Source organism: Alistipes sp. cv1 (assembly GCF_900240235.1).
Classification (GTDB): domain Bacteria; phylum Bacteroidota; class Bacteroidia; order Bacteroidales; family Rikenellaceae; genus Alistipes_A; species Alistipes_A hominis.
In genome coordinates this window covers 465471-490167 of record NZ_OEPW01000001.1, presented here as the reverse complement: position 1 = coordinate 490167, position 24697 = coordinate 465471, and the positions used below count along the sequence as shown (strand labels likewise).

Below are 24697 nucleotides of genomic sequence, written 5' to 3'. Positions count from 1 at the left end.
GGTTTGATTTGAAAACAAACATATAACTAAAATTTTAGTTGTGCAAGTTTTTTTAACTAATTTTTTAGTTATTGTCGGATGTTTTTACTGTATATTGTTTATTTACAGGTTTTTTGTGTGGTCTGTTTTCCGGGTGCGGTTTTCCGGGACTTTTTGTATTTTTGCGTCGGGTATAAAATCCGTTTCCCGGCGTGTTCGGAAAACGGGCGGATAAACCGAAAAGATCGGGATGTAAATAATTTGTTATGAACGGAAAATATAAAGTGCTTTTTGTCTGTCTCGGGAATATATGCCGTTCTCCGAGTGCCGAAGCCGTGTTTCGCGAGGCCGTTGACAAAGCCGGAATGAGCGGAAAGGTCGAGGTGGATTCGGCCGGAATAATCGGTTACCATGCGGGGGAGGGGGCCGATCCTCGAATGAAGCGGCATGCGTCTCAACGGGGATATCGGCTGACTTCGATATCCCGTCCGGTGATTGCGGAAGATTTCAACCGTTTCGATTTGATCGTCGGTATGGACGATCGGAACATCCGGGACCTGCGCCGCAAGGCTCCGGCGGATGGCCGGGCCGAGATCCGGAAAATGACCGATTTCTGCACCCGTTTCGACGAAACGGAGGTTCCGGATCCCTATTACGGCGGGGCGGCAGGGTTCGAGCGGGTGCTCGATCTGTTGGAAGACGCCTGCGACGGATTGCTCCGCTATGTGAGCCGGCAGGCGGAGACGGAACGGTAGATGCCGTCTTCGGGTTTCCCGGAATCTTATTCGCCGGTTTTACCGGTCAGCCAGAGTAGCTCGTCGATCATCGGGCGCAGCAGTTTCTCGGTCGCTGCGGGAGAAGCGGCCGTCCCTTTTTCGTCGAAAGTCTCCCCGGCCGAAATCACCGTGCACAGCATCGGTACGACCAACGCCCCGAGTTTCAGCAGCAAAGCCTGGAGTTGCTGTACCGTCGCGATTCCTGGCACTTTGCCCGAGGTGACCGAAACGACCGCCACCGGTTGGCGGCGCCACTCCTGCAGGTACAGGTCGATGACGTTTTTCAGCGCGGCTGAGAAGGAGGCGTTGTAGACCGGGGTGACGATGATCAGCGCGTCGGCCGCCACGAGTCGTTCGGTGAAATCGATCACTTTCCCGGACGGATTCGGCAGGAAGGCGAAACGTTCCTCGAACAGCGGAAAATCGTACGCTTTCAGGTCGAGTATTTCGGTTTCGGCCAGTTCGTTGGCCGTCAGATAGTGTTGAAGATAGAGGGCGACACGGTGACTGAGGCGTCCCGTCCGCACGCTGGACGATAGAATGGCAATCCTTTTCATAGTAATTCGATGTTCAAAACGGTGCTTTTCAAAGATACCGTTTTATCCGTGAATAAAAAATACCGAACGATCCGAATTTTAGTCGTTCCTGAAGCGGACGATGGCGCAAAAAGAGCGTATGGAATCAAATATTTTTGAATTATGGCAATTATTTTTAACTTTACGACCGGTCATAGCATTTTTTTATGTGCTGAATATCGTCATTTAATCTCCTCGGATTATGAAACGTATCGTATTCTTTTTGTTTTGTATGCTGTTTTCCTTTTCTTTTTCCGCCCCGGGAAAGGACCGGTCGTTCTTTTTCGTTCAGTTGAGCGATCCGCGGTTGGGCCTTTGTAGTGAGGACGGCGGTTTCGAGCGGGAAAAACAGCAGTTCAAGCAGTTTATCGACGCGATCAACCGGTTGAAGCCCGCATTCGTGGTGATTTCCGGGAATCTGGTGAACGACCGCGGGAACGCCGCCCAACTGGCCGGGTTCCGGGAGTTGTGCCGCCGGATCGATTCGAAAATCCCGATTTATCTGTTGCCGGGCGCCTGCGACGTAGGGGACGAAGCCTCGCCCGAAGCGGTGCAGGATTTTATCGGCCGGTACGGCAGCGATCGTTTCGTTTTCCGTAAGGAAGGGTGTTGCGTGATCGGCCTGAATACGCCGGTCGTAAAAGCGGGAAACTCCGGGCAGCGCCGGCAGCAATACGATTGGCTCGAAAAGCAGCTCCGGCACGCCGGGAAATACCGGCGCCGGATACTGATCGGACATCATCCGTTTTTTGTAAACCGGCCGGACGAACCCGACGCCGACGAAAACATTCCGTCGCAGGAACGGCAGCGATACCTCGATCTCTGCGCCCGTTATCGCGTCGATCTGGTGCTGGCCGGACACCTGTGTCGCCGGACGGAATCCGATTTTAACGATACGCATTTCTCGGTAGCCGGTTCAGCCGGCCACCCGGCGGGAAAAGAGAAACCCGGTTTGCAGATTGTGATCGTTCATCCGGAACGGATTCATGCGGTTTATTACGAGATCGACCGGATCCCTTCCTGCGTGGAATTATTTCGCCATTAACCCGGACCGATATTGTTTCTGCCTGAAAATGTGATTAAAACGGGGCGATAGCGTAGAAATTCGTAAATTTCCGTAACTTTATCGCGCCGATTGTGCGACGCAGGAAGCGCCGCAACGATCGGTCGTATCTAAAAGCATCAGAACAGTTATGGAGAGTACCGAACAGATACTTTTTCTCGGGTTGGGCTATATCGGCCTGCCGACGGCGGCCGTGGCCGCATCCAAAGGATTGCAGGTCATCGGAGTCGATATCGATCCGCAGGTCGTGGATACCGTCAACCGGGGCGAGATTCACATTGTCGAACCGGGATTGCGGGAGGTAGTCCGCGAAGTCGTGCGGGCGGGACGGTTCCGGGCCGCTACGAAGCCGGTCGCGAGCGGCGTTTACCTGATCGTCGTGCCGACTCCGTTCAAAGGGAATCACGAGCCGGACGTTTCGTACGTGGAGGCCGCTACGCGTTCGGTCGTTCCGTTGCTGAAAGCGGGCGACCTTTTTATCATCGAATCCACTTCGCCGGTCGGAACGACCGACCGGATGGCGAGGCTGATCTTTTCGGAGCGGCCCGAGCTCGAAGGGCAACTGCACGTCGCCTACTGTCCGGAGCGGGTGCTGCCGGGCAACGTGTTGCACGAGTTGGTGCACAACGACCGGGTGATCGGCGGGATCGACGAGGCTTCGACGCAGCGGGCGATAGCTTTTTACGCCCGTTTCGTGGAGGGCGCGCTGCATCCGACCAATGCCCGGACGGCCGAGATGTGTAAGCTGACCGAAAATTCGTCGCGTGACGTTCAGATTGCCTTTGCCAACGAACTTTCGCTGATCTGCGCCAAAGCGGGGATCAACGTCTGGGAATTGATCGAACTGGCGAACAAACATCCGCGCGTACATATCCTGCAACCCGGCAGCGGGGTGGGGGGCCACTGCATTGCGGTCGACCCTTATTTTATCACGGCCGATTTTCCGAGCGAGTCGCAGTTGATCGCCAAATCGCGCGAGATCAACAATTATAAGGCCTTCTGGTGCGCCGGGCAGGTCAAAGCCGCTATCCAGCGGTTCAAAGTGACGCAGGGGCGTCCCCCGCGGGTAGCCCTGATGGGACTGGCTTTCAAGCCGAATATCGACGACCTGCGCGAGAGTCCTGCCAAGTATATCGCTTCGAAAGTGATGGAGGGGGAGGATGCCGATTACCGGATCGTCGAGCCGAACGTGCGGGAGCATCCGGTATTCAAACTCGCCGATTACCGGAAGGCTTATGCCGAATCCGATATCATCGCTTTTTTGGTGGCGCACAAAGAATTTAAAACTCTGGAATATCGGGACGACGCCGTTATTCTCGATTTTTGCGGCGTTTTTAAAAAACAGTAACGGAATGAAAAAAATCATGCTGGTTTTCGGCACCCGGCCGGAGGCGATCAAAATGGCCCCGCTGGTCGGAGCGCTCCGGGAGCGTCCCGACCGGTTCGAAACGGTCGTCTGCGTCAGCGGACAGCACCGCGAGATGCTGGATCAGGTGTTGCGTCTGTTCGGGATCGTTCCCGATTACGACCTGAATATCATGAAGCAGGGGCAGGATCTCTACGATATTACGACGGCTGTGCTGGCCGGGATGCGCGGCGTGCTGGCCGAAGCGAAGCCGGACGTGGTGTTGGTGCACGGCGATACGACCACTTCCGCGGCCGCCGCGCTGGCGGCTTTCTACGCGCGGATTCCGGTGGGGCATGTCGAAGCGGGCCTGCGTACGCACGATATGTACAACCCATGGCCCGAGGAGATCAACCGTCAGTTAACCGGGCGGCTGGCGTCGTTTCACTTCGCGCCGACCTCGCTGGCCCGCGAAAACCTGTTGCGGGAGGGCGTTCCGGACGACCGGATATTCGTGACCGGCAATACGGTGATCGATGCGCTCCATGCGGTGGTCGGACGGATCAAGTCGGACGAGGCCCTGGCCGGGAGACTGGCAGGGGAGCTGCGGCGGGCGGGATACGATGCCGCGAGGCGATTGTCCGATCGCCGGCTGGTGCTGATTACCGGACACCGGCGGGAAAATTTCGGGGACGGCTTTTTGCGTATTTGTACGGCGATCCGGACGCTGACCGGCAGGTTCCCGGAGGTCGATTTCGTCTATCCGATGCACTTGAACCCGAACGTGCGGCGCCCGATCGGCGAGGTTTTCGGGACGGACGCGCCGCAGAACCTGTTCTTGATCGAACCGCAGGAATACCTGCCTTTCGTATACCTGATGGAGAAAAGCGCGGTCGTGCTGACCGACAGCGGAGGCATTCAGGAAGAGGCTCCGGGGCTCGGTAAACCGGTGTTGGTGATGCGCGAAACCACCGAACGGCCGGAGGCCGTGCAGGCCGGTACGGTCAAGTTGGTCGGTACGGACGAGGCCCGGATCGTTTCCGAGGTTTCCGCTTTGTTGACCGACCCCGTTTATTACCGGGCAATGAGCGAGGCCGTGAATCCCTACGGGGACGGGGAGGCCTGCGGACGGATCGTCCGGTTGCTGGAATAGACTGTTGGCAAAACCCGAAGTCGGGATATCTGTTTAGCGAAAAGCGCGACTATTTGCGTCTTTTCGGAATAATTTTACGGATGAATTTGTTATTTCAGAAAAAATAATTTAATTTTGATATTAAGGCCGTCTGGAACGGTTTTTGGGTCTGAATACGATATTTGCGCATCCTTAAATTTTTGACCTATGAAAAAGAGAATGAAATTGGTTTTGGCAATGATTCCGGCGCTGGCTTTGGGCGGTTGCAAGTCGGCTCTGGAAATTCCCGTCGTCGAGACGGGGTGGGATATTTACACCGGCGGACAGTACCGTTACGGACCTTCCATCATCGTCAACAAAGACGGCTCGGTCGATGCGTGGTTCGCCGCTCCGGGCGGTTATCACGACGACGGCAATCTGAAATTCGATGCCGATGCCGTCATGAAGCCGGTCGTGCTGGGCAAAGGCATGACGGCCGCCCAGCGGTTCGCCGAAACCAAACCGTTCTATTCGGTACGCGTGATCTGCCCGAATCAACAGGCGAAAAACGCATCGCTTACGTTCAGCCTGTACCGGTGGGATACCGACTATAAAACGACCCTGCGGCACCGTCCGGTGGCCACGCAGCGCTATGAAAATTATAAGGACAACCAGAGCCTGGAGCTGGTCAACAAGGATAAGTTTCCGTACGGCGAATACTTGTGGACGCTCAGCGACGGCAACAACGACCAGTGTATGGTCTGGCAGTCGGATAAGAATATGGAAGGGGTGACCAACTATTTGAACGGAGAAGAGGTCGCCGGTAGCTTCCGGGCACGCGTGTCGCAGGACTTTTCGGACGGAACCATATTCTGGGATCAGGCTTCCTATCAGCATTCGACCGACGGAGGCAAAACGTGGACTCCGGAGCAGATGGTGCTGCTTCCGACCGAATTTGCTTCCGATCATTTTTCGGTATGCGACCCGGCCGTAGCCCAGTGGGGCGATTATTACTATGCGGGTTATACTTCTACTGAAAACGAGGGGATGGTCGAAAACCATGTTTATATCGCCCGTTCGAAATCGCCGGTAGGCCCGTGGGAAAAGTGGAACGGTTCGGGCTGGACTACCGGGACGGACGTACAGCCGATGATCCGGTACACGGACGATCCGAAGAAGTTCGGAGCCGGGGAGCCGTCGTTCGTGGTGCTCGGCGACAGCGTCTATTGCTATTATACCTGGAATGCGACGGGCGACGAGTCGATAACGACCCGGTTGGTTACGGCCGATGCGAACGATCCGAATTGGCCCGCCCATCTGAATTTCCACGGGACGGTGATCAATAAGAGCGACATCAAAGGGGCCGATCATTGCGATGTGAAATACCGTGACGATCTCAAGAAATTTCAGGCGATCCATGCCGCCCAGCGGATGGGTCCCGACAGCTATATCGTGTTGTGGGAATCGGAGGACGGAATCCATTTTACCCGGAAAGGAGAGATTCGTGATAATTTGAAGCCTTACCTGCACAATTGCGGGTGGAGCGGCGACGGCCGGGGACACATGCGCAAAGGGGTGCAGCAGTATATCTCCTATGCGTACGGCACGCCGGAAGCTGCGTGGGGACAATGGAATACGTGGTGGAGTCCATTGAAACTGACCGAATAACCAAACTACTATGAAAAGAAGGAACCTGTTGTTCCCATTGCTGATAACGGCGATGGGCTGGGGATCGTGCGCTAAAAACGATCCCGGAAATGTCGGAAACGGATCGCTTGTTGTCCGCCTGGATGTCGATCCGACCGTGAGAGTCGTAACTGCGTCGGCAACCAAAAGTGCGGATGCCGCCACCTTCACGCTCGAGATCCTGCAAAACGAAACGGTGATTAAAAAGCTGTCGCCCATCGGCGTCGATCCGGGGCCTATCGAATTGCCTTCGGGAGTTTATACGGTGCGGACCTATTCGCAGTCTTTTACTGCGCCGGCTTTCGATACGCCCGTTTACGGCGGATCGGCGGGGGTGTCGATCGCCGTTGACAACGAAACCCCGGTTTCGATCGGCTGCAAGCAGACCAATGCCGGCGTCCGGGTCAGCTATTCGGAAGCTTTTCGCGCCAACCATTCGACGCGTTCAACGACGATCCGGCAGATCCAGGGCGCTCTGACATTTACTGACGACGACGTTTCCGGTGGGCGAATCGGCTATTTTCCGGCCGACCGGGCGACGATCGTCGTTACGGCCGACGGAGTGGAATACGAGCAGGAGCTGACGCTGGATGCCCAAACCGTCTATAACGTGAGCGTCGACGACGCGCCTCAGTCGGTTTCGGGAAACCTGAAACTCGATATTACGGTTTCGACCGATGTGAGCGAGCAGGACGTGGCGGTCGTTTTCCCTTCCGGCGTGGTCGATTATACGGAGACGATGGGCGGCGTTCCCGTTTCGGTCGAGCAAAATGTCAGCGGGTATGCGAAATGGTCGTACCTGAAAGCTTCGTATGCGGGATCGGGCGCTTTCGTTTCGTCGGCCGCTCCTTCCGATTACAACGGCGCTTCCGGCGGAAATTACCTGTTGTTCAAGACGTCCGGCGCCTATTTTACGGTTTCGGGCCTGAATACGTCGATGGCGGCGAACGATCTGGTGTTGTCGTTCGGATGCTGTAGTTTTTCGCAGGCTTACGATGTGAATAACCTGACGGTCAGCGTGAGTCAGGATGAAGGGGCTAATTTTACGCAGCTTCCGATCGCGTCCGATGCTCGTCCGGCGAATAAAAAATGGGCTCAGGTCTCCGTTACGGAGGGAATCCCGAAGACCAAAAATCTGGTGATTCGTTTCGATTGTCTCGGAACGAATTACGGAATCGACGACATCCGATTGAAAACGCTGTAAAAAGCAGCGAAAACAACGGGCGTTCCTCCCACAGGAGGAACGCCCGTTTCATGCCGGATATCGTTCCGGACGATTATCTCCAACGGGTCGTATAATTTTTCAGTTCCTGTCTCAATTGCGGATGTTTACCGCCGGTCAGCCGGTCGAGAAGCTGGTGAAATTCGGCCCCGTGGTTTTTATGTAGCGTGTGGCAGAGTTCGTGAACGATGACGTAGTCGATCAGGTGGTCGGGCAATTTCATCAGATGGATGCTCAGCGACAGGTTGTTTTCCGACGAGCAACTGCCCCAGCGCGACCGGGTGTTGCGGATCGTCACGGTTCCGCAACGGAATCCGAATGTTTTACAAAGTGCGTCGACCCATTGCGGCAGGTAGGCTTTCGCTTCGATACGCCATGCTTCCTCGATTCCCTGCTGGATGATCCGCTGAACCTCCGGAGCGTCGTATCGCAGGGCGGCGGGATAACTGACCCGGATGATTCCGTTTCCGATCCGAGCCGAAGGGCTCAAGCAGGGACAGGGGTTCAACTGCAATACGTGACTGCGCGTAGCGTAGGGCAGTTCGATCGTTTCGTGCGGGTAGCGCCTGGCGAGCCGTTCCCGGGTACGGACGGCCCATTGTTCCTTTTCGTTCAGAAATTGGATCGCCTGCCGGTCGCTGACCCCCGAAGGGATCGACAGGCGTATTTCACCCGTTGCCCGGATGCTGATGCCGAGCCTGCGTAACCGCGACGAGCGGACGACCGTGATCGCACCGAGCGACGGATGGTGATATTCCGCCATGAACTTTGCTTATTTAACCAGTTCCGTTTCGGCCCGGTCGACCCGGTCGAAATGGAACTTATCGAGCGTTTGCTGCATCAGGGCCGAAATTTCGTCGGTACACAGGTTGCCGATACTCCCTTCGTGGGTGTGGTGTACGGTTTTTTCTGCTTTAAAATTCCCGTTTTCGATGTCGATCCCTACTTTTTTGTAGGCTTCCCGGAATGGAACTCCGTTGAGCACCATGTTGTTGACCACTTCGACACTGAACAGGTAATCGTATTTCGGATCGTCCAGAATGTGCTCTTTAACCTGCAGGTTTTCGAGCATGTAAACTGCCATATGAATGCAGCTCCGCAGTTCGGCGATGGCCGGGAAAAGCACTTCTTTGAGCAACTGCAGGTCGCGGTTGTATCCGCACGGCAGGTTGGTCGTCATCATTGCGATCTGGTTCGGAAGTCCTTGGATCAGGTTGCATTTGCCCCGGATCAGTTCCCATACGTCCGGATTTTTCTTGTGCGGCATGATGCTCGATCCGGTGGTCAACTCGGCCGGATAGGAGATGAATCCGAAGTTCTGGTTCAGGAACAGCGTGTTGTCCATCGCCAGCCGCGCCAGCGTAGCGGCGACCGACGACATGGCCTGCGCCATGATCCGTTCGCTCTTTCCGCGCCCCATCTGGGCATATACGACGTTGTAACTCAGCGTGTCGAAACCGAGCAACTGCGTGGTCATCGTACGGTTCAGCGGGAACGACGAGCCGTATCCGGCGGCCGATCCGAGCGGATTCTTGTTGCAGATGCGGTAGGCGGCGTGCAGCATTTCGGTATCGTCCACCAGGCTTTCCGCATAGGCTCCGAGCCACAGCCCGAACGAGGACGGCATTGCGATCTGCAGGTGGGTGTATCCCGGCATCAGCACCTCTTTGTACTTTTCCGAAAGTTGTTGCAGCCGGTGGAACAACTGCTCCACGTCCGCTACGATCTCCCGGATCTGCCGCCGCAGGAAGATCCGCAGGTCGACCAGCACCTGGTCATTGCGCGAACGGCCGCTGTGGATCTTTTTGCCGGCGTCGCCGATGCGCTGCGTCAGCAGGAATTCGACCTGCGAGTGCACGTCTTCGACGCCCTCTTCGATCGTAAATTTTCCGGCCGTGATGTCCCGGTAAATGTTTTTGAGTTCGCGCTGCACGTTTGCGAGGTCTTCGCTGCCGAGCAGTCCGATGGATTCGAGCATGCGCGTGTGCGCCAGCGATCCCAGGACATCGGCTTCGGCAAGAAAGAGGTCCATCTCGCGGTCGCGCCCGACGGTGAACTGTTCCACCGCCTTATTCACGTCGTTGGTTTTTTGCCACAACTTCATCTGTCTGTCGTTTTTGGGTTTTAAACAGGGAGCGTACGGGCATTTGCGGGTACGCCCCGTAATTCTATTCTTGTTTGGCGATTCCGTTCATCACTACTTCCACCCGGTTCGGCGAATCGGAAATCTTCTTTGCGAGCCGGGCGATGTCTTCCGGGGTGATCGCGTTCAGCGTTTTCAGGTATTCGGTGTGCGAGTCGGTTCCGTAGCGGTAGAAAGAAGTGAGCTGCCCCAGCCAATAGCCGTTTTCCTTGATCGACTGCGCATAGCTTTTCTGTAAGAACTCTTTCACTTTGTCGAAAGCGGCTGCGGTCGGGCCTTCGTCGCCCACTTTTTTCAGTTCGGCCAGCGCCCGGTCGGCCAAAGCTTCCGATTTCTCGTTGCTCGTATCGAAACTGATCGTGAACGCATACCGGTTGTACGGTTCGCGCAGCAGCGAAGCCTGCGTGCTGACCCCATAGGTACCTCCCTCCTCGGCGCGGATCGTTTCGACATAGACGATGTCCATGATCTGTTTGAGAAAGGTCATTTCGAGTTGGTCTTTCAACGAATAGCGTTCGTCGCCGCTGATCGTGACGACGACCGTCGCTTTCGGTGTGGATACTTCTTTGTCGAAGCGGGATTCGCGGTTTCCCGGCACGATGAATTCGATGTGCCGAGCCGTTTCTTTCTGCGCTGAACCCGGCAGCGAGGCGATATACCGTTCGATGTCGGGACGTATGCTCTGCGGATCGACGTTACCGACGAAGATGAACGTGAAATCCGCCGCATTGGCGAAACGCTGTCTGTAAAGTTCCAGAATCCGGTCGTACGAGTAGCCGTCGAGACGCTGCGGCGTCAAGCGGCGGTAGCGCGGGTTGTTCCCGTATATCGCCCGGTTTAACGTATCCTGCATCGTTATCGAAGGATTGGCTTCCTGGTTGGCCAGGACGGTGCGCGTCTGGTTTTTCCAGGCCGAGAACAGGACGGTGTCTTCGCGCGGTTCGGTGAACAGCAGGTGGGTGAGTTGCATCAATTCCGAAAAATCTTTCGGCGAACAACTGCCCGAAACGCCTTCCGACGTGCTGCCGATATAGGGTTGGTAGGAGATCCGTTTGCCGGCGAGTTTCTTTTGCAAGTCGGTCGGCCGGAATTTGCCCAATCCGCCGACGAGCGCCGTACCGGTCGGGAAATTCATGTACAACGAATCGCCGTCTCCGTAGGCGGAAGTTCCTCCGAGGCTGATCGCTTCGAATAGGATTTCGTCGCTCTTGAAATCGGTCGGCTTGAATACGACGCGCGCTCCGTTGCTCAGCGTCCACACTGTCGTGCCGAATACCGGGTCGGTCTGCTCGGAAACGACGGTTCCCGCCTGCGGTTCGCGGTCGAGAAATCCGCCTTCGTCCAGTTTCTCCTCGTACGGGGTCACCGGGGCTTCGTACGCTTTGCGGTAGGCTGAGACGAATTCTTTTTCGGTCGGGAAGTTCAGCGAGTCTTTGGACGGGGCCATCATCATCAGCGCGATGTTGTGATCCGGGAACATCGTCCTGAAGATATCGTTGATGCTGTCCAGTGTGATCTCCGGAGCGCGTTTCAGATAGTAATGATACAGGTATTCGGCGCTCGCAAGCGGTTCGTTTTCGAGGAAATTATCGAGGCACTCCTGCACGTAGGTATCGTTTTTGACCTTGTTCCGTTCGTTGTATTTATTCTCGAAGTAGCTGGCCAGTTTCGCCTGCGCCCGCTGGTATTCGGGTGCGGTGAAGCCGTATTCGCGGGCCCGCTTCAGTTCGCCGATCCCGGCGTCGAGCGCCCGCTGCCAAGCGTCGTCCCGGAAGGCCACGTAAAGCTGATAAGCGCCCTTGGTTTTGGCCAGGAAATAATCGTCGTCGCCGAATCCCGCATACAGGTACGGAGGGTCGGCCTGTTGGGTCAGTTCGGCCAGTCGCGCGTTCAGCATGATCGAAAACGTAGACTGAATATAATCGTTGTCGAGCGCTTCGGTCGTTTTCATTCGTTCGGGCGTCAGCTTGTCGTGTTTGTAGAAAACGGCCAGCGACGAAGAGGTCGCTTCCGGATCGGTGGCGATGGCTGCGATCGGTTCCGCATTGTCTTCTACCGGGAAATATTTCCGTTCGGCGGCGCGCTTGTGGCGCGGGATATCCTGCCACATTGTTTTGATCCGCGCCTCGACGCTGTCCACGTCGATGTCGCCCACGACGACGATCGCCTGCAAATCCGGACGGTACCATTTTCTGTAATAATTTCTCAGCACTTCGTACGGAAAATTGTCGACCACTTCCATCAATCCGATCGGCATTCGGCTCGCATAACGATTGCCGTTCGGGTAGAGTTTCGGCAGCAGGCTGTCGTACATCCGGAGCGTCGCGTTGCTGCGCGTGCGCCACTCTTCGTGGATCACTTTGCGCTCGCGGTCGATCGCGTCGTCTTCGAGCAGGATGAATCCCGACCAGTCGTGCAGGATCAGCAGGCAGGAGTCCACCAGTCCCGGCTTTACGGTCGGCACGTCGGTAATGTTGTAGACCGTTTCGTCGACCGAAGTGTAGGCGTTCAGATTCGCGCCGAACTTGATGCCGTTCTGTTCGAGGTAACCGGTGAGTTTCCCGTCCGGGAAGTTTTTGGTTCCCGCGAAAGCCATGTGTTCGAGGAAGTGCGCCAGTCCGCGCTGATTCTCCTCTTCGAGAATCGATCCGACCCGCTGGGCGATGTAAAAGTTGGCCCGTTCTTTCGGCAGGTCGTTGTGCCGGATGTAATAGGTCAGACCGTTCGGCAGTTTTCCGACGCGCACCGCCGTATCGACCGGAACGGGCTGGTATTTCGGTGCGCGGTGGCCGTACATACTCGCAGCGGCGAGCACGACGGCGGCAGTCAGAATTAGTTTTTTCATACGTCCGAATTTTAGGTTTGTCCGATCCGTTTCGTCGGCGTGGTCGGATTCGTTACAATATCGCGGATAACATCTTTATATACAGTTCGATCCCTTCGCGGATTTCGCTCAAATGGACGAATTCGTCGGCGCTGTGCGACCGGGCGCTGTCCCCGACGCCGAGCTTCAGCGACGGGATGTCGAGCAGCGCCTGATCCGACGTCGTCGGCGATCCGTAAGTCGTGCGTCCGAGCGCCAGGCCCGCTTGTACGATCGGATGATCCGGCCGGATGCTCGACGGTCGCAGGCGCGTGGAACGCGCTTTCACTTCGCAGCTCACATGCTCCTTAATAATCTCTAAAACCTCCTCGTTCGTGTAACGGTCGGTGACGCGGATATCCACCGTGAAGCGGCATTCGGCCGGAACCACGTTGTGTTGCGTTCCGGCCGAGATGATCGTCACGCTCATCTTGACCGCACCGAACAGGTCGGACACCTTCGGGAAACGGTACGTGCGGAACCACTCGATGTCCTGCATCGCCTTGTAGATCGCGTTGTCCCCCTCCTCGCGCGCCGCGTGTCCGGCTTTGCCGTGCGCCGTACAGTCGATGACCATCAGTCCGCGTTCGGCGATGGCCAGTTGCATCAGCGTCGGTTCGCCGACGATCGCGAATTCCAGCGGCCCCAATTCCGGGATCACGCATTCGAGTCCGTCGTGCCCGCTGTTCTCCTCCTCGGCCGTGATCGCTACGCATAAGTTATACTTCAGGTCTTTCCGGTCGTAAAAATGCAAAAAGGCTGCCAACAGCGATACCCCGCTGGCCCCGGCGTCGTTGCTGCCGAGCCCGTACAGCCGGTCGCCCTCGACGGTCGCTGCGAACGGGTCGCGCGTGTAGGCGCCGTTCGGTTTGACGGTGTCGTGGTGCGAGTTCAGCAGAATGGTCGGTTTGGCCGGGTCGTAGTGGCGGTTGAACGCCCAGACGTTATTCTTTTTCCGGTGCACTTCCACGCCGCGTTCTTGCAGGAATTTGGCCAGCAGCCCGGCGGTTCCGGCTTCTTCTTTGCTGAACGAAGGGGTTTGGATCATCTGTCGCAACAGAGCGACCGCATTTTCGTATAATTGTTCCGTTTCCATAGCGTTATCGATTGTTTATCCGTTGCCGCGCCGTTTCGAACAGCATGACGGCGGCGGCGGCCGAAACGTTCAGCGACTCGATGCTGCCGACGATCGGGATCGCCAATTGGAGATCGCACATCTTGAGCACCTCTTTCGAAATGCCTACGTCCTCGCTGCCCATTACCAGCGCGGTCGGCTTGGTCAGGTCGGCCTCGAACAGCAGCGTGTTGCTCTTTTCGGTGGCCGCTACGATCTGCATTCCTTCGCTTTGCAATATTCTCAGCGTGTTGCGGACGCTGCCGACCCGACTGACGGGAATGACGCTCAGCGCTCCGGCCGAACTTTTCATCGACTCGGCGTTGACCGGCGCGGAGTTCTTGACCGGCATGATCAGCCCGTGCGCTCCGGCGCATTCGGCGCTGCGGGCGATCGCCCCGAAGTTGCGCACGTCGGTCACCCCGTCGAAAACGACGACCAGCGGCGTTTCGTCCTCCGGAATCCCAGCCAGCATGTCGTACACGTCGACATATTCGATCGCCGCCGTCAGCGCGACGGCTCCCTGGTGGTTGCCGTTGCGGGTCAGGTAATTCAGTTTTTCGATCGGAACCCACTGCACGTGGATGCGCTTGCTGCGGCACAGTTCGGCCAACTCGTTCAGCAACACGCCGTCGGCGCCCTTTTTCAGGTACACTTTTTCGAGCTGTTTGCCCGCCTCGATCGCCTCGATGATCGGGCGTAGCCCGAATATCATGTTTTTCTTTTCCATCGTTTTTCTTTTTTCGGGCTTTGGTCGCCCCGGCGTTGCCGCCGGGTCTACGAGGCCAGCGTTTCTTTCAGGTTTTCCAGCGTGATGCTGAGTTCTTCCCAGCGGTACGTCAGTTTATTGAGTTTGTCTTTCAGTTCGTTGTAATGCGCGTAGAAGCTGCCGTCCGCCAGGTCGATGCCGTGTGCGGCGGGGTCGGCCAACTGCCGGTCTTTTTCGGCGATCTCCTTTTCGAGCGCCATGATCTCCTGTTCGGCCTTTTCGACGTCGCGTTCCGCTTTGCGGAGCTGTTTTTCGGCTTCCCGTTTCTGTTCGTACTGCGCCTTGCCGGACGGCCCTTTGGGCTTTTGTTCGGCTGTAACGACGGGAGCTTTCTGTTCGATTTCGCGCATCGACTCGATTTGCCGGTCGCGTAGGAAATCGTAAATGCCGCCCAGGTGCTCCTTGACCCGTCCGTCGCGGAATTCGTATACCCGTTCGACCAGCCCGTCGAGGAACTCGCGGTCGTGCGAAATGACGATTACCGTGCCGTCGTATTTTCTGACGGCGTCTTTGAGGATGTCCTTCGAACGCATATCCATGTGGTTGGTCGGCTCGTCGAGTACCAGCAGGTTGTACGGTTCGAGCATCAGCCGGGCCATAGCCAACCGCGCCCGTTCTCCTCCGGACAGTACGCGCACCTTCTTGTCGATGTCCTCGCCGCGGAACAGAAATGCCCCCAGGATATCGCGCAGTCGCGTCCGAATGTCGCCGACGGCCACCCGGTCGAGCGTGTCGAATACCGTGAAATCGCCGTTCATCAGGTCGTCCTGATTTTGTGCGTAGTAGCCGATGCGGACGTTGTGTCCGATGCGGACGCTGCCTTCGGTCGGCTCCAGTTGCCCGATCGCCATCCGCGCGAACGTGGTTTTCCCTTCGCCATTGCGGCCGACCAGCGCGATTTTTTGTCCGCGTTCGATCGTAAACGTCGCGCCCGAAAAGACGTGCTTTTCGCCGAAACTTTTGCCGGCGTCTTTCGCTTCCACGACGATCTGTCCCGAACGCGGGGCCGGCGGAAACTTGATGTTCAGCCGGCTGAGGTCCTCCTCGTCCACTTCGATCCGTTCGATCTTTTCGAGTTGCTTGATGCGCGACTGCACCTGGTTCGATTTGGTCGGCTTGTAACGGAAGCGTTCGATGAAGTCTTCGGTCTGTTCGATCATCTTTTGCTGGTTCACGTAGGCCGCCATCTGCTGCTCGCGCCGTTCGCGCCGCAGCTCGACGTACCGGCTGTACGGCACGCGGTAGTCGTACACCTTGCCGAGCGATATTTCGATCGTCCGCGTGGTGACGTTATCGAGGAATGCGCGGTCGTGCGAAATCAGCACGACCGCGCCGTTGTACTCCTTCAGGTAGTTTTCGAGCCATCCGATGCTCTCGATGTCGAGGTGATTCGTGGGTTCGTCGAGCAGGAATACCGACGGCCGGCGAAGCAGCAGCTTCGCCAGTTCGATGCGCATCCGCCATCCGCCGCTGAACTCGCTGGTCGCCCGTCCGAAGTCGCTTCGTTGGAAGCCCAGTCCGAGCAGCGTCTTTTCGACCTCCTCCTCGCGGTTCATCCCGCCGAGAATGTGAAAGCGGTCGGTCGCATCGTTCAACCGGTGCAGCAGCTTTTCGTACCCCTCGCTTTCGTAGTCCGTCCGCTCGGCGATCTCCCGGTTCAGTTGCTCGATTTCGCGTTCGAGTCCGATCACTTCCGAAAAGGCCGATTCGGTTTCGGCGAACAGCGTGGTCGTGTCGGCCACCTTCATCTGTTGCGGCAGGTAGCCTACCGTGCAGTCGCCGTTGCGCGAAACGGTTCCCGACGAGGGCGGCTGTTCTCCGATCAGCACTTTCAGCATCGTCGATTTTCCCGCTCCGTTCTTGCCCACCAGACCGATCCGGTCTTTGGCATTGATCAGGAACGATACCTCCCTGAACAGATCCCAACCCCCGAAGCTGACCGTAAGATTGTCTACCGATATCATCGTTTGTCTATACGTTCAACAGTTTGTGGATTGTCTCTTCCGGATCCGGGCTGGCGAATACCGTGCTTCCGGCAACCAGTACTTCGCATCCGGCGGCATACACCTCGGCGGCGTTATCCAGCGTGATTCCGCCGTCGATCTCGATCATCGCCTGCGACCCGCAGCGGTCCATCTCCCGACGCAGTTCGGCCACTTTCTCGGTCGATCCCTCGATGAACGACTGTCCGCCGAAGCCCGGTTCGACGCTCATGATCAGCACCAGATCCAGTTCATTGAGATAGGGTACGATTGCCGACACCGGCGTTTTCGGCTTGATCGAAACGCCGGCTTTGACGCCCGCCTTTTTGATCGTCGCGATCGCGCCGTGCAGGTCGTCGGTCGCTTCGAGGTGGATCGTGACGATGTCCGCGCCGGCCTTGGCGAAGCGTTCGATGTATTTTTCCGGATTGACGATCATCAGGTGCGTGTCGAGCACCTTTTTCGTTCCTTTGCGGATCGGCGGCATCAGCGGAAATCCGAACGAAATGTTCGGCACGAATACGCCGTCCATCACGTCGATGTGCACCCATTCCGCTTCGCTGCGGTCGAGCATCGCGATGTCGTCGGCCAAATGTCCGAAGTCCGCCGAGAGCACCGAAGGGGATATGATTCTTTTCATGTTTTCTGAAGTTTTGGTTTTGTAAATGTCAAATTTGTACAAAGGTAATGATTTTATAGCTATTTTTGTTCTGCGGCCGGCGTTGCCGGCTAAATTTAAAGGACAGGAGAATGATCGAAGCGGGTTTGTTGTTCATCGGATTGATTGCGGGAATCGCTGCGGCGGCGTTGGCTTTCCGGCCGGCGTTCAGGCGGTATGCGCGGACGGAAGAGGCGTTGAAAGCGGATAACGAAGCCAAAAACGCACAGTTGATCGACCTGAACCGCCAGGCCGCCGAACGGGCGGCCCGGTGTGCGGCCCTCGAGGAGAAATTGCTCTATCAGCAGGCCGAAGCCGAGCGCGAGCGCGCCCGCCGCACCGAAGAGATCGCCGCGCTGCAAGAGCAGCAGCGTCTCGCTTTTAAAAATCTGGCTAACGACATTCTGGAGGAGAAGAGCCGGCAGTTCAAGCAGAGTAACCGGGAATCGCTGGAGTCGTTGCTGAAGCCGTTCCGGGAAAATATCGAAGGATTCCGCAAACGGGTCGACGAAGTGTACGACAAAGAGGCGCAGCAGCGTTTCTCGCTGAAAGAGGAGATTCGCAGCCTGAACGAGATGAACCGCCGGATGTCCGAGGAGGCCAACAACCTGACGCGTGCGCTGAAGGGCAATTCGAAGGTGCAGGGCGATTGGGGCGAAATGATTCTCGAAACGATCCTCGATAGTTCGCACTTGGTCAAGGGGATTCATTATTTTACGCAGGAGAACCTCAAAGACGCTGCGGGCAACAACCTGCGTCCGGACGTGATCCTGAACCTGCCCGACCGCAAGCAGATCGTCGTCGACTCGAAAGTGTCGCTGACGGCTTATGTCGCCTATACCGAAAGCGCCGATCCGGACGAAGCGTCGCGCGCGGTGAAGAATCACCTGCGGTCGGTGCGCAGTCATATCGACGAGCTGGGCAGCAAGCGTTACCAGGCGCTCGTAGACTCGCCGGATTTCGTTATCATGTTCGTGCCGAACGAGCCGGCGTTCTTGCTGGCGATGCAGTACGACCCGACGCTGTGGAGCGACGCTTATAATAAAAAGGTGATCGTCAGCAGTCCGACGAACCTGTTCGCGTTGCTGAAATTGGTCGACGACCTGTGGAAGCGGGACAAGCAGAACAAGAATGCGATCGCGATCGCCACCGAAGGGGCGAATCTGTACGACAAATTCGTCGGTTTCGCCGAGACGCTGACCGATCTGGGGCGCAGCGTTTCGGCTGCCGGGGAGAAATACGAACGGGCGATCAAACAATTGAAAACCGGCAGCGGCAACCTGATCCGGCGTACCGAGCGGTTGCGTGAGCTGGGGGTGAAAGCCACCAAAGACCTGCCTGCGCAGCTGTCCGATTACGACGATGGGGACCCGTTGCCGGGGGCGCAGGACGGCCGCTCGGGGCTTCAGGTTGAAAAAAATAACGGTATCGGTTAAATTTTTCTTGTTTTTTCCCGTTTTTATCGTACATTTGCACAGTTAAAAAATAAAGTATAACAAGCTAATCAGTTCAGAGGGACGATGAATCAGCTTTCGCTTTTTTGGGGTTATTATTTTTACTTCTACTTTTTTACCAAAAGCGGACTGGGGTTGCGTTGCCGATAGCGAAGATAAGTGCTTGTGCGAAAAATAATAAAAATCCCGGTCCGTAAGGAGCCGGGATTTTTTGTCGATACGGAAGATGTAAAAGAGACAGGAAGATGAACGGAAAGATGAAAGTGGCCATACAGGGTTACGAGGGGAGTTTCCACCACATTGTCGCCGAACGGTATTGGGGCGAAGGGATCGAGATCGTGCCGTGCCCGACATTCCGCGAAGTGGCTCGCCAGGTCGAAAGCGGCGACTCGGACTGCGGCGTGATGGCGATTGAGAACTCGATCGCCGGCAGCATCCTGCCGAATCTCGGCATCCTGCATAACAGCCGCCTGCAGGCGGTCGGCGAGTATTACCTGCATATCAGGCAGAACCTGATGGCGCTGCCCGGCGTGCGGTTGGAAGATATCGAAGAGGTGCACTCGCATCCGATGGCGTTGTTGCAGTGCGTCGATTTCCTCGATCCGCACGGCTGGAAGCTGGTCGAAACCGAAGACACCGCGCTCAGCGCCCGCCGGATCGCCGAACGGGGCACGCGCAACGCCGCCGCAATCGCCGGCGAACTGGCGGCCCGGCTGTTCGGACTCGAAATTTTGGCTCCCGACATCCATACGATCAAGAACAACTGCACCCGCTTTATGATTCTGCGCCCCGACCACCAGCCGATCGACGAAAAGGCCGATAAGGCGTCGCTGTGCCTGATGACCGACCACCGGCAGGGATCGCTGCTGCAAGTGCTGCGGGCGATGGAGGATTCGTCGATCAACATGACCAAGCTGCAATCGTCGCCGATCCCGAGCGAACCGTGGCACTATATGTTCCATATCGACATGGAATTCGCGTCGATGGACGATTATAACGAAGTGATCGAACGTATGCGCCGCGCGAGCCGCGAGCTGCACGTATACGGCGTTTACCGCAGAGGAGAACATTCGTAAATTTTAAAATAGCAAAAGATGAATCCGATCAAAGTGGAACTGGCCGAACGGCTGGGCAGCGTCGAGGAGTACTACTTCTCGAAGAAGCTGCGTGAGATCGACGAGATGCGGGCCGCCGGACGCGAGGTAATCAACCTCGGCATCGGAAGTCCCGATCAGCCTCCCCATCCGGAGGTGGTGGCCACGCTTGCCGCCGAAGCGGCCAAACCTGGGAATCACGGTTATCAACCCTATAAAGGCGCCGCCGTGCTGCGCAACGCATTCGCCGCTTGGTATCGGGATCGTTACGGCGTAACGCTCGATCCTGTGAGCGAGATCCTGCCGCTGATCGGCTCGAAAGAGGGGATCATGCACGTTTGCATGACCTACCTGGACAAGGGCGATAAAGTGCTGGTGCCGAATCCCGGTTATCCGACTTACCGCTCGGCGGCTACGATTGCCGGCGGGGTCTGCGTCGATTACAAATTACGCGAGGCGACCGGCTGGATGCCCGATTTCGACGAGATCGAACGGCAGGGGATACAGGGCGTCAAAATGATGATCGTCAATTATCCGCACATGCCGACCGGGGCGATACCCCAAGAGGGTTTGTTTCAGAAACTGGTGGATTTCGCGAAAAAGCATAACATCCTGCTGCTGCATGACAACCCGTACAGTTTCTTGCGTAACCCGCGTCCGGCGAGCCTGCTTGCGGCCGACGGGGCGATGGATGTGGCCATCGAACTGAACTCGCTGAGCAAAAGCCACAGCATGGCCGGTTGGCGTATCGGGATGATCGGAGCGGCGAAACAGCGGATTGACGAGATCATCCGATTCAAGAGCAATATGGATTCCGGAATGTTTTACCCGATGCAGGCGGCTGCGGCCAAAGCGTTGAGCCTCGGCGACGACTGGTACCGTTCGATCAACAAGTTGTACGGCAGCCGCGAAGCGAAAGCCTATGAAATCCTGAACCAGATCGGGTGTTCGTACGATGCGGGCCAGGCCGGTCTGTTCGTCTGGGGACGCCTGCCGGAGGGCGCGGGCGACTGTTACGAGTTTTCGGATAAAATACTGAACGGCTGCGGCGTCTTCCTGACGCCGGGCGGTATTTTCGGTTCGGAAGGGAACCGGTACGTCCGGATCAGCCTTTGCGCGACGGAAGAGTTGTTGCAGCGTTCGATCGATAAAATCAAGACATTGCTATGAAGGCGGCGGTAATAGGTATCGGGTTGATCGGGGGATCGTTCGCACTGACCCTGAAAGATAAAGGCATTTGCGAGGAAGTGATCGGAGTGGATAATTCCGAGCGCAACCGCGCCAAGGCGGTCGAATTGGGACTGGTCGATCGCACGCTTCCGCTGGACGAAGCGATTCCGGCTGCCGATCTGATCGTGCTGGCCACGCCGGTAGATTCGATTCCGCTGCTGGCCGTGAAGGTGCTGAACAAGGTCGACCGGCAGGTGGTGATCGACATGGGATCGACCAAACAGGAGCTTTGCGAGGTGATCGCCCAGCATCCCAGGCGCGGGCGCTTCGTAGCGACCCACCCGATGTGGGGTACCGAGTACAGCGGCCCGGAAGCGGCCGTTCACGATGGATTCGAAGGACGTACGGTGGTGCTTTGCGACGGTGCGGAGAGCGATCCGGACGCATTGAAACTGGTCGAGGATATCTACCGGAAAATCGGAATGCCGATTAAATACATGAGTTCCGAGGAGCAAGATACGCATACGGCTTACGTCAGCCACATTTCGCACATCACGTCGTTCGCGCTTGCGCTGACCGTGCTTGAGAAGGAGCGCGAAGAGGAACATATCTTCGATCTGGCGGGCGGCGGTTTCGAGAGTACGGTGCGTTTGGCGAAAAGTTCGCCGGAAACCTGGGCTCCGATTTTCATGCAAAATAAATATAATGTGCTCGACGTGCTGCGCGAGCATATCCATCAGTTGCAGATTTTCCGGCGCCTGCTCGAAAAGGACGACACCGAAGGACTGAAACAGATGATGCAGCGCGCGAACCGGATCAACCGGATTATAAAATAGGGCGTCCGGCGCCCGTTCGCCGGAATGAAAACAGGAAACGTAAAAAACATAAGGATATGAAACCGTTTGATATCAAAGCGAAACGTCCCTTGATTATCTCCGGCCCGTGCAGCGCGGAGACGGAGGAACAGACACTCGAGACTTGTCGGCAAATCGCTGCGACCGGCCTGGTCGACGTACTGCGCGCCGGCATCTGGAAACCCCGGACGAAGCCCGGTTCGTTCGAAGGAGTGGGCCTCAAAGGTCTGGCGTGGATGAGTAAGGCCCGCGAACTGACCGGCCTGCCGATCGGAACCGAAGTGGCCACGTCGAAACACGTCGAGGCCGCCCTCGAATTCGGGGTGGATGTGATCTGGGTGGGGGCCCGTACGACGGTCAATCCGTTCAGCGTGCAGGATATTGCCGATGCGCTGAAAGGGGCCGACGTGACGGTGCTGATCAAAAACCCGATGAATCCCGACATCGAACTGTGGAGCGGGGCGATAGCCCGGATGCAGAATGCCGGAATCACCAAGCTCGGCCTGATCCATCGCGGTTTTTCGGCCTACGGAGCCTCGCTGTACCGCAACAATCCGATGTGGCATCTGGCTATCGAAATGCGGAGCCGTTTCCCGGAACTGCCGATGATCTGCGATCCGTCGCATATCTGCGGCTGCCGGACGTATCTGCAGGAGGTTGCGCAGAAGAGCGCCGACCTCGATTACGACGGGCTGATCATCGAAAGCCATATCTGTCCGGACAAGGCGTGGAGCGACGCTTCGCAGCAGGTTACCCCGGACGGGTTGAAGGAGTTGCTGGGTAAGATCGTATGGCGTCGTTCGACGACCGACAGCCCGGATTACCAGCAGGCATTGGCGAAACTGCGCAGCCAGATCGACCAGATCGACGCCGAAATTTTCGAATTGATCAGCAAGCGGATGCGGGTGGCCGAGCAGATCGGACTCGTCAAACGCGACAACAACGTGACGATCCTGCAGGGCGGCCGATGGCAGAGCATCGTAGACCGCGTGGTTTCGCAGGCTCCGAAGTTGGGCGTCAGCACCGAATTCCTGAAAACGGTGCTCGAAGCGATCCACCTCGAAAGCATCAACCGCCAGAATATGGTGATGAACCGGTAAATTGCCGGAATCCGGTCGTGACGGGGCGTTCGGCATACGGTCGGACGCCCCGTCGCGTTCTGGGTGGAAATAATATTGTGTTATCGTGTTTGTATTCAGGATAATGACTTGTGAGATCGGCGATGCGTCAGACAGGAAGGATCTTCCGCGTCATGTATAAATATTCGTTATTTTCACGGTTTTTATTTTCCCTCGCCGCAATTTTTACATAACTTTAAAAACTTTATCGTAGATCCCGAATTTGAACGATTATGTTGAGAAATCCGATTATCGGCCAGTATGTAGAAGCGTTGACCGATCCGTTTCGTATTTTCAGGACGCTGGGGGAGGTTGTCCCCGAGCGGGATGCATACGGAGAACCGTTGTTCTGGTCGGGGAATTATTCGGTGATTTTCAAAGTCCGCTGCGCGGACGGAAAATATTACGCCCTGAAATGTTATACGCGCCTGCCGCGTCATGCCGCTGCGGTCTATGCGTCGCTCGGCGGCGGAACGGTTCCTTATTTGGTGCCGGCCCGTTTCCTGCCGGACGAGATTTATCTGTGCGAGCACTCGGGCGGAGGAGCTTATTATCCGGTAACTTTGATGGAGTGGGTCGAAGGCGAGTCGCTTGGCGGCCGGTTGGCTCGACTGTGCCGTAACGGCGACCGTACGGGGCTCAAGGAATTGGCCCGGGCGTTCGACCGGATGGCGCTGTGGCTGTTGGAATCGGATTTCGCGCACGGCGATCTGAAACAGGACAATCTGATGGTCGATCGGCAGGGGCGGTTGCGGCTGATCGATTACGACGGAGCCTATATCGGAGAACTGGCCGGACGGAAGGCAGAAGTCATCGGCTCGCCGGCTTACCAGCATCCGTCGCGCGATGCGGATTTTTTCGGGAAGGCGATCGACGATTATCCGATCGCCCTGATTAGCCTGAGCCTGCATGCGCTGGCACTCGATCCGTCGCTTTTCGGGCGTTATCACGACGGGGAGAATATTATTTTCGACGCTGCCGAGGTGAATCGGGGGAAGTCGGCCCTTTTCGACCGACTGATGCGGGAGTGGGCGCGCTGCGGCGCGTCGGCTTTGGTCGTTCTGGGCGGCTGGATGCAGCATCCGACGCCGGAAGTGAACGGATTGCCTGGGTTGTTGAGGGATTTATCGGGCAATGTGCCGGACGGATTGTCGGACGGGATCGAGATAGTCGACGACGAAAACCCGCGTTGCGCCGTATTTCGCTGCGACGGGCGGTTCGGGTACGCCGATTTGCAGGATCGGCGCATCCTGTTGCAGAACATCTATCTCGACGCGAAACCTTTCCGTGAAGGATTGGCCGTCGTGCGTCTCGAAGAGGGGTTTTGGATGATCGACCCTCGGGGACATTGTCGGATCGATTGCCGCGATTACCGGAGCGTGGAACCGTTGAGCGAAGGCCTGGCCCTGGTTTCTGACGGGAGCCTGTACGGTTTTATCGACCGGGAGGGCAGACGGGCGATCCCGCTGCGGTACGTGTTCGCAACCAGTTTCCGGGAAGGGCTGGCCGCCGTGCGGATCGGGGATAAATTCGGATATATCGACGTGTCGGGCGAGCTGGCGGGGCCGCCGGTTTTCGACTATGCCGGTTGTTTTCGGAACGGTCGTGCGCGGGTCGAAAAAAACGGAGAATCGTTTTTTATCGGGCGTTTCGATCGAAAGTGGCAGATTCGGGTCTGAAATGATCGCTACGGTTTGTTTATCCGGACAGGAATTGTAATT

Annotated in this window: 20 protein-coding genes; 12 read left to right on the top strand and 8 right to left on the bottom strand. The window is 56.8% G+C overall.

Translation table 11 applies throughout. From position 1 onward, the window contains the following. Window positions 1–245: 245 nt before the first annotated feature. Window positions 246–734: a low molecular weight protein-tyrosine-phosphatase gene (locus tag C1A08_RS02030; RefSeq protein ID WP_055205494.1), complete on the top strand. Its 489-nt coding sequence runs from the start codon at window positions 246–248 to the stop codon at window positions 732–734. 26 nt (window positions 735–760) lie between these two features. On the opposite strand, the gene C1A08_RS02025 is transcribed toward C1A08_RS02030, so the two are convergent. Then, window positions 761–1312: an NADPH-dependent FMN reductase gene (locus C1A08_RS02025; protein ID WP_101571043.1), complete on the bottom strand. Its 552-nt coding sequence runs from the start codon at window positions 1310–1312 to the stop codon at window positions 761–763. A 220-nt stretch (window positions 1313–1532) separates the two neighbouring features. Here C1A08_RS02025 and C1A08_RS02020 point away from each other — a divergent pair, with 220 nt between their 5' ends. From C1A08_RS02020 to C1A08_RS02000, 5 genes are all read left to right on the top strand, one after another. Then, window positions 1533–2375: a metallophosphoesterase gene (locus C1A08_RS02020; RefSeq protein ID WP_101571042.1), complete on the top strand. Its 843-nt coding sequence runs from the start codon at window positions 1533–1535 to the stop codon at window positions 2373–2375. Between the two features lie 148 nt (window positions 2376–2523). After that, window positions 2524–3741 (top strand): UDP-N-acetyl-D-mannosamine dehydrogenase, encoded by a 1218-nt coding sequence (wecC, locus tag C1A08_RS02015; protein WP_101571040.1) that lies wholly within the window; start codon window positions 2524–2526, stop codon window positions 3739–3741. Between the two features lie 4 nt (window positions 3742–3745). Then, window positions 3746–4891, top strand: coding sequence for a non-hydrolyzing UDP-N-acetylglucosamine 2-epimerase (gene wecB / locus C1A08_RS02010; protein WP_101571038.1), 1146 nt, complete (start codon window positions 3746–3748; stop codon window positions 4889–4891). A 186-nt stretch (window positions 4892–5077) separates the two neighbouring features. After that, window positions 5078–6517 (top strand): hypothetical protein, encoded by a 1440-nt coding sequence (locus C1A08_RS02005; RefSeq protein ID WP_101571036.1) that lies wholly within the window; start codon window positions 5078–5080, stop codon window positions 6515–6517. Between the two features lie 10 nt (window positions 6518–6527). Further along, the gene (locus tag C1A08_RS02000; RefSeq protein WP_101571034.1) at window positions 6528–7739 is read left to right on the top strand and encodes a DUF4493 domain-containing protein; all 1212 of its coding nucleotides are present in this window, start codon (window positions 6528–6530) and stop codon (window positions 7737–7739) included. Between the two features lie 73 nt (window positions 7740–7812). On the opposite strand, the gene C1A08_RS01995 is transcribed toward C1A08_RS02000, so the two are convergent. The 7 genes from C1A08_RS01995 to rpe all read right to left on the bottom strand — a co-directional run bounded on the left by C1A08_RS01995 (window position 7813) and on the right by rpe (window position 17268). Further along, a complete protein-coding gene (locus C1A08_RS01995; RefSeq protein WP_101571032.1) occupies window positions 7813–8520 on the bottom strand; it encodes a M48 family metallopeptidase in 708 nt (235 codons plus the stop codon). Window positions 8521–8529: 9 nt separating this feature from the next. Then, entirely contained in the window at window positions 8530–9861 is a 1332-nt protein-coding gene (gene argH / locus C1A08_RS01990) for an argininosuccinate lyase (protein WP_055205502.1), read from the bottom strand. Window positions 9862–9925: 64 nt separating this feature from the next. Next, entirely contained in the window at window positions 9926–12745 is a 2820-nt protein-coding gene (locus C1A08_RS01985) for a M16 family metallopeptidase (RefSeq protein ID WP_101571029.1), read from the bottom strand. Window positions 12746–12797: 52 nt separating this feature from the next. Continuing rightward, the gene (locus tag C1A08_RS01980) at window positions 12798–13859 is read right to left on the bottom strand and encodes a M20 family metallo-hydrolase (RefSeq protein ID WP_101571027.1); all 1062 of its coding nucleotides are present in this window, start codon (window positions 13857–13859) and stop codon (window positions 12798–12800) included. Window positions 13860–13863: 4 nt separating this feature from the next. Then, window positions 13864–14607: a 23S rRNA (guanosine(2251)-2'-O)-methyltransferase RlmB gene (gene rlmB / locus C1A08_RS01975; protein WP_055205505.1), complete on the bottom strand. Its 744-nt coding sequence runs from the start codon at window positions 14605–14607 to the stop codon at window positions 13864–13866. Window positions 14608–14654: 47 nt separating this feature from the next. Then, window positions 14655–16610: a ribosomal protection-like ABC-F family protein gene (gene abc-f, locus C1A08_RS01970; RefSeq protein WP_101571025.1), complete on the bottom strand. Its 1956-nt coding sequence runs from the start codon at window positions 16608–16610 to the stop codon at window positions 14655–14657. Between the two features lie 7 nt (window positions 16611–16617). Further along, window positions 16618–17268: a ribulose-phosphate 3-epimerase gene (rpe, locus tag C1A08_RS01965; protein WP_101571611.1), complete on the bottom strand. Its 651-nt coding sequence runs from the start codon at window positions 17266–17268 to the stop codon at window positions 16618–16620. A 110-nt stretch (window positions 17269–17378) separates the two neighbouring features. Between rpe and C1A08_RS01960 the strand changes: the two genes are divergently transcribed. From C1A08_RS01960 to C1A08_RS01935, 6 genes are all read left to right on the top strand, one after another. After that, window positions 17379–18722, top strand: coding sequence for a DNA recombination protein RmuC (locus tag C1A08_RS01960; RefSeq protein WP_101571023.1), 1344 nt, complete (start codon window positions 17379–17381; stop codon window positions 18720–18722). A 263-nt stretch (window positions 18723–18985) separates the two neighbouring features. Further along, on the top strand, window positions 18986–19816 hold the full coding sequence (locus C1A08_RS01955; RefSeq protein ID WP_055205506.1) for a prephenate dehydratase: 831 nt from the start codon (window positions 18986–18988) through the stop codon (window positions 19814–19816). An 18-nt stretch (window positions 19817–19834) separates the two neighbouring features. Continuing rightward, window positions 19835–21004 (top strand): pyridoxal phosphate-dependent aminotransferase, encoded by a 1170-nt coding sequence (locus tag C1A08_RS01950; protein WP_101571021.1) that lies wholly within the window; start codon window positions 19835–19837, stop codon window positions 21002–21004. After that, complete coding sequence (locus C1A08_RS01945; RefSeq protein WP_055205508.1) at window positions 21001–21840, top strand: prephenate dehydrogenase; 840 nt, start codon at window positions 21001–21003, stop codon at window positions 21838–21840. The genes C1A08_RS01950 and C1A08_RS01945 overlap by 4 nt, the downstream gene beginning before the upstream one ends. 56 nt (window positions 21841–21896) lie before the next feature. After that, window positions 21897–22958 (top strand): chorismate mutase, encoded by a 1062-nt coding sequence (locus tag C1A08_RS01940; protein WP_055205509.1) that lies wholly within the window; start codon window positions 21897–21899, stop codon window positions 22956–22958. A gap of 251 nt (window positions 22959–23209) precedes the next feature. Continuing rightward, window positions 23210–24655, top strand: coding sequence for a WG repeat-containing protein (locus tag C1A08_RS01935; RefSeq protein WP_101571020.1), 1446 nt, complete (start codon window positions 23210–23212; stop codon window positions 24653–24655). The last annotated feature ends 42 nt before the right edge of the window (window positions 24656–24697 follow it).

Excerpts from the sequence above, each read along its gene's own strand:
- rlmB (WP_055205505.1), bottom strand. The coding sequence starts at position 14,607 with ATGGAAAAGAAAAACATGATATTCGGGCTACGCCCGATCATCGAGGCG.
- C1A08_RS01980 (WP_101571027.1), bottom strand. The coding sequence starts at position 13,859 with ATGGAAACGGAACAATTATACGAAAATGCGGTCGCTCTGTTGCGACAG.
- C1A08_RS01950 (WP_101571021.1), top strand. The coding sequence starts at position 19,835 with ATGAATCCGATCAAAGTGGAACTGGCCGAACGGCTGGGCAGCGTCGAG.
- C1A08_RS01985 (WP_101571029.1), bottom strand. The coding sequence starts at position 12,745 with ATGAAAAAACTAATTCTGACTGCCGCCGTCGTGCTCGCCGCTGCGAGT.
- C1A08_RS01955 (WP_055205506.1), top strand. The coding sequence starts at position 18,986 with ATGAACGGAAAGATGAAAGTGGCCATACAGGGTTACGAGGGGAGTTTC.
- C1A08_RS02005 (WP_101571036.1), top strand. The coding sequence starts at position 5,078 with ATGAAAAAGAGAATGAAATTGGTTTTGGCAATGATTCCGGCGCTGGCT.
- C1A08_RS02030 (WP_055205494.1), top strand. The coding sequence starts at position 246 with ATGAACGGAAAATATAAAGTGCTTTTTGTCTGTCTCGGGAATATATGC.
- abc-f (WP_101571025.1), bottom strand. The coding sequence starts at position 16,610 with ATGATATCGGTAGACAATCTTACGGTCAGCTTCGGGGGTTGGGATCTG.
- argH (WP_055205502.1), bottom strand. The coding sequence starts at position 9,861 with ATGAAGTTGTGGCAAAAAACCAACGACGTGAATAAGGCGGTGGAACAG.
- C1A08_RS01935 (WP_101571020.1), top strand. The coding sequence starts at position 23,210 with ATGTTGAGAAATCCGATTATCGGCCAGTATGTAGAAGCGTTGACCGAT.
- C1A08_RS01995 (WP_101571032.1), bottom strand. The coding sequence starts at position 8,520 with ATGGCGGAATATCACCATCCGTCGCTCGGTGCGATCACGGTCGTCCGC.
- C1A08_RS02020 (WP_101571042.1), top strand. The coding sequence starts at position 1,533 with ATGAAACGTATCGTATTCTTTTTGTTTTGTATGCTGTTTTCCTTTTCT.
- C1A08_RS02000 (WP_101571034.1), top strand. The coding sequence starts at position 6,528 with ATGAAAAGAAGGAACCTGTTGTTCCCATTGCTGATAACGGCGATGGGC.
- C1A08_RS01960 (WP_101571023.1), top strand. The coding sequence starts at position 17,379 with ATGATCGAAGCGGGTTTGTTGTTCATCGGATTGATTGCGGGAATCGCT.
- wecC (WP_101571040.1), top strand. The coding sequence starts at position 2,524 with ATGGAGAGTACCGAACAGATACTTTTTCTCGGGTTGGGCTATATCGGC.
- C1A08_RS01940 (WP_055205509.1), top strand. The coding sequence starts at position 21,897 with ATGAAACCGTTTGATATCAAAGCGAAACGTCCCTTGATTATCTCCGGC.
- C1A08_RS02025 (WP_101571043.1), bottom strand. The coding sequence starts at position 1,312 with ATGAAAAGGATTGCCATTCTATCGTCCAGCGTGCGGACGGGACGCCTC.
- wecB (WP_101571038.1), top strand. The coding sequence starts at position 3,746 with ATGAAAAAAATCATGCTGGTTTTCGGCACCCGGCCGGAGGCGATCAAA.
- rpe (WP_101571611.1), bottom strand. The coding sequence starts at position 17,268 with ATGAAAAGAATCATATCCCCTTCGGTGCTCTCGGCGGACTTCGGACAT.
- C1A08_RS01945 (WP_055205508.1), top strand. The coding sequence starts at position 21,001 with ATGAAGGCGGCGGTAATAGGTATCGGGTTGATCGGGGGATCGTTCGCA.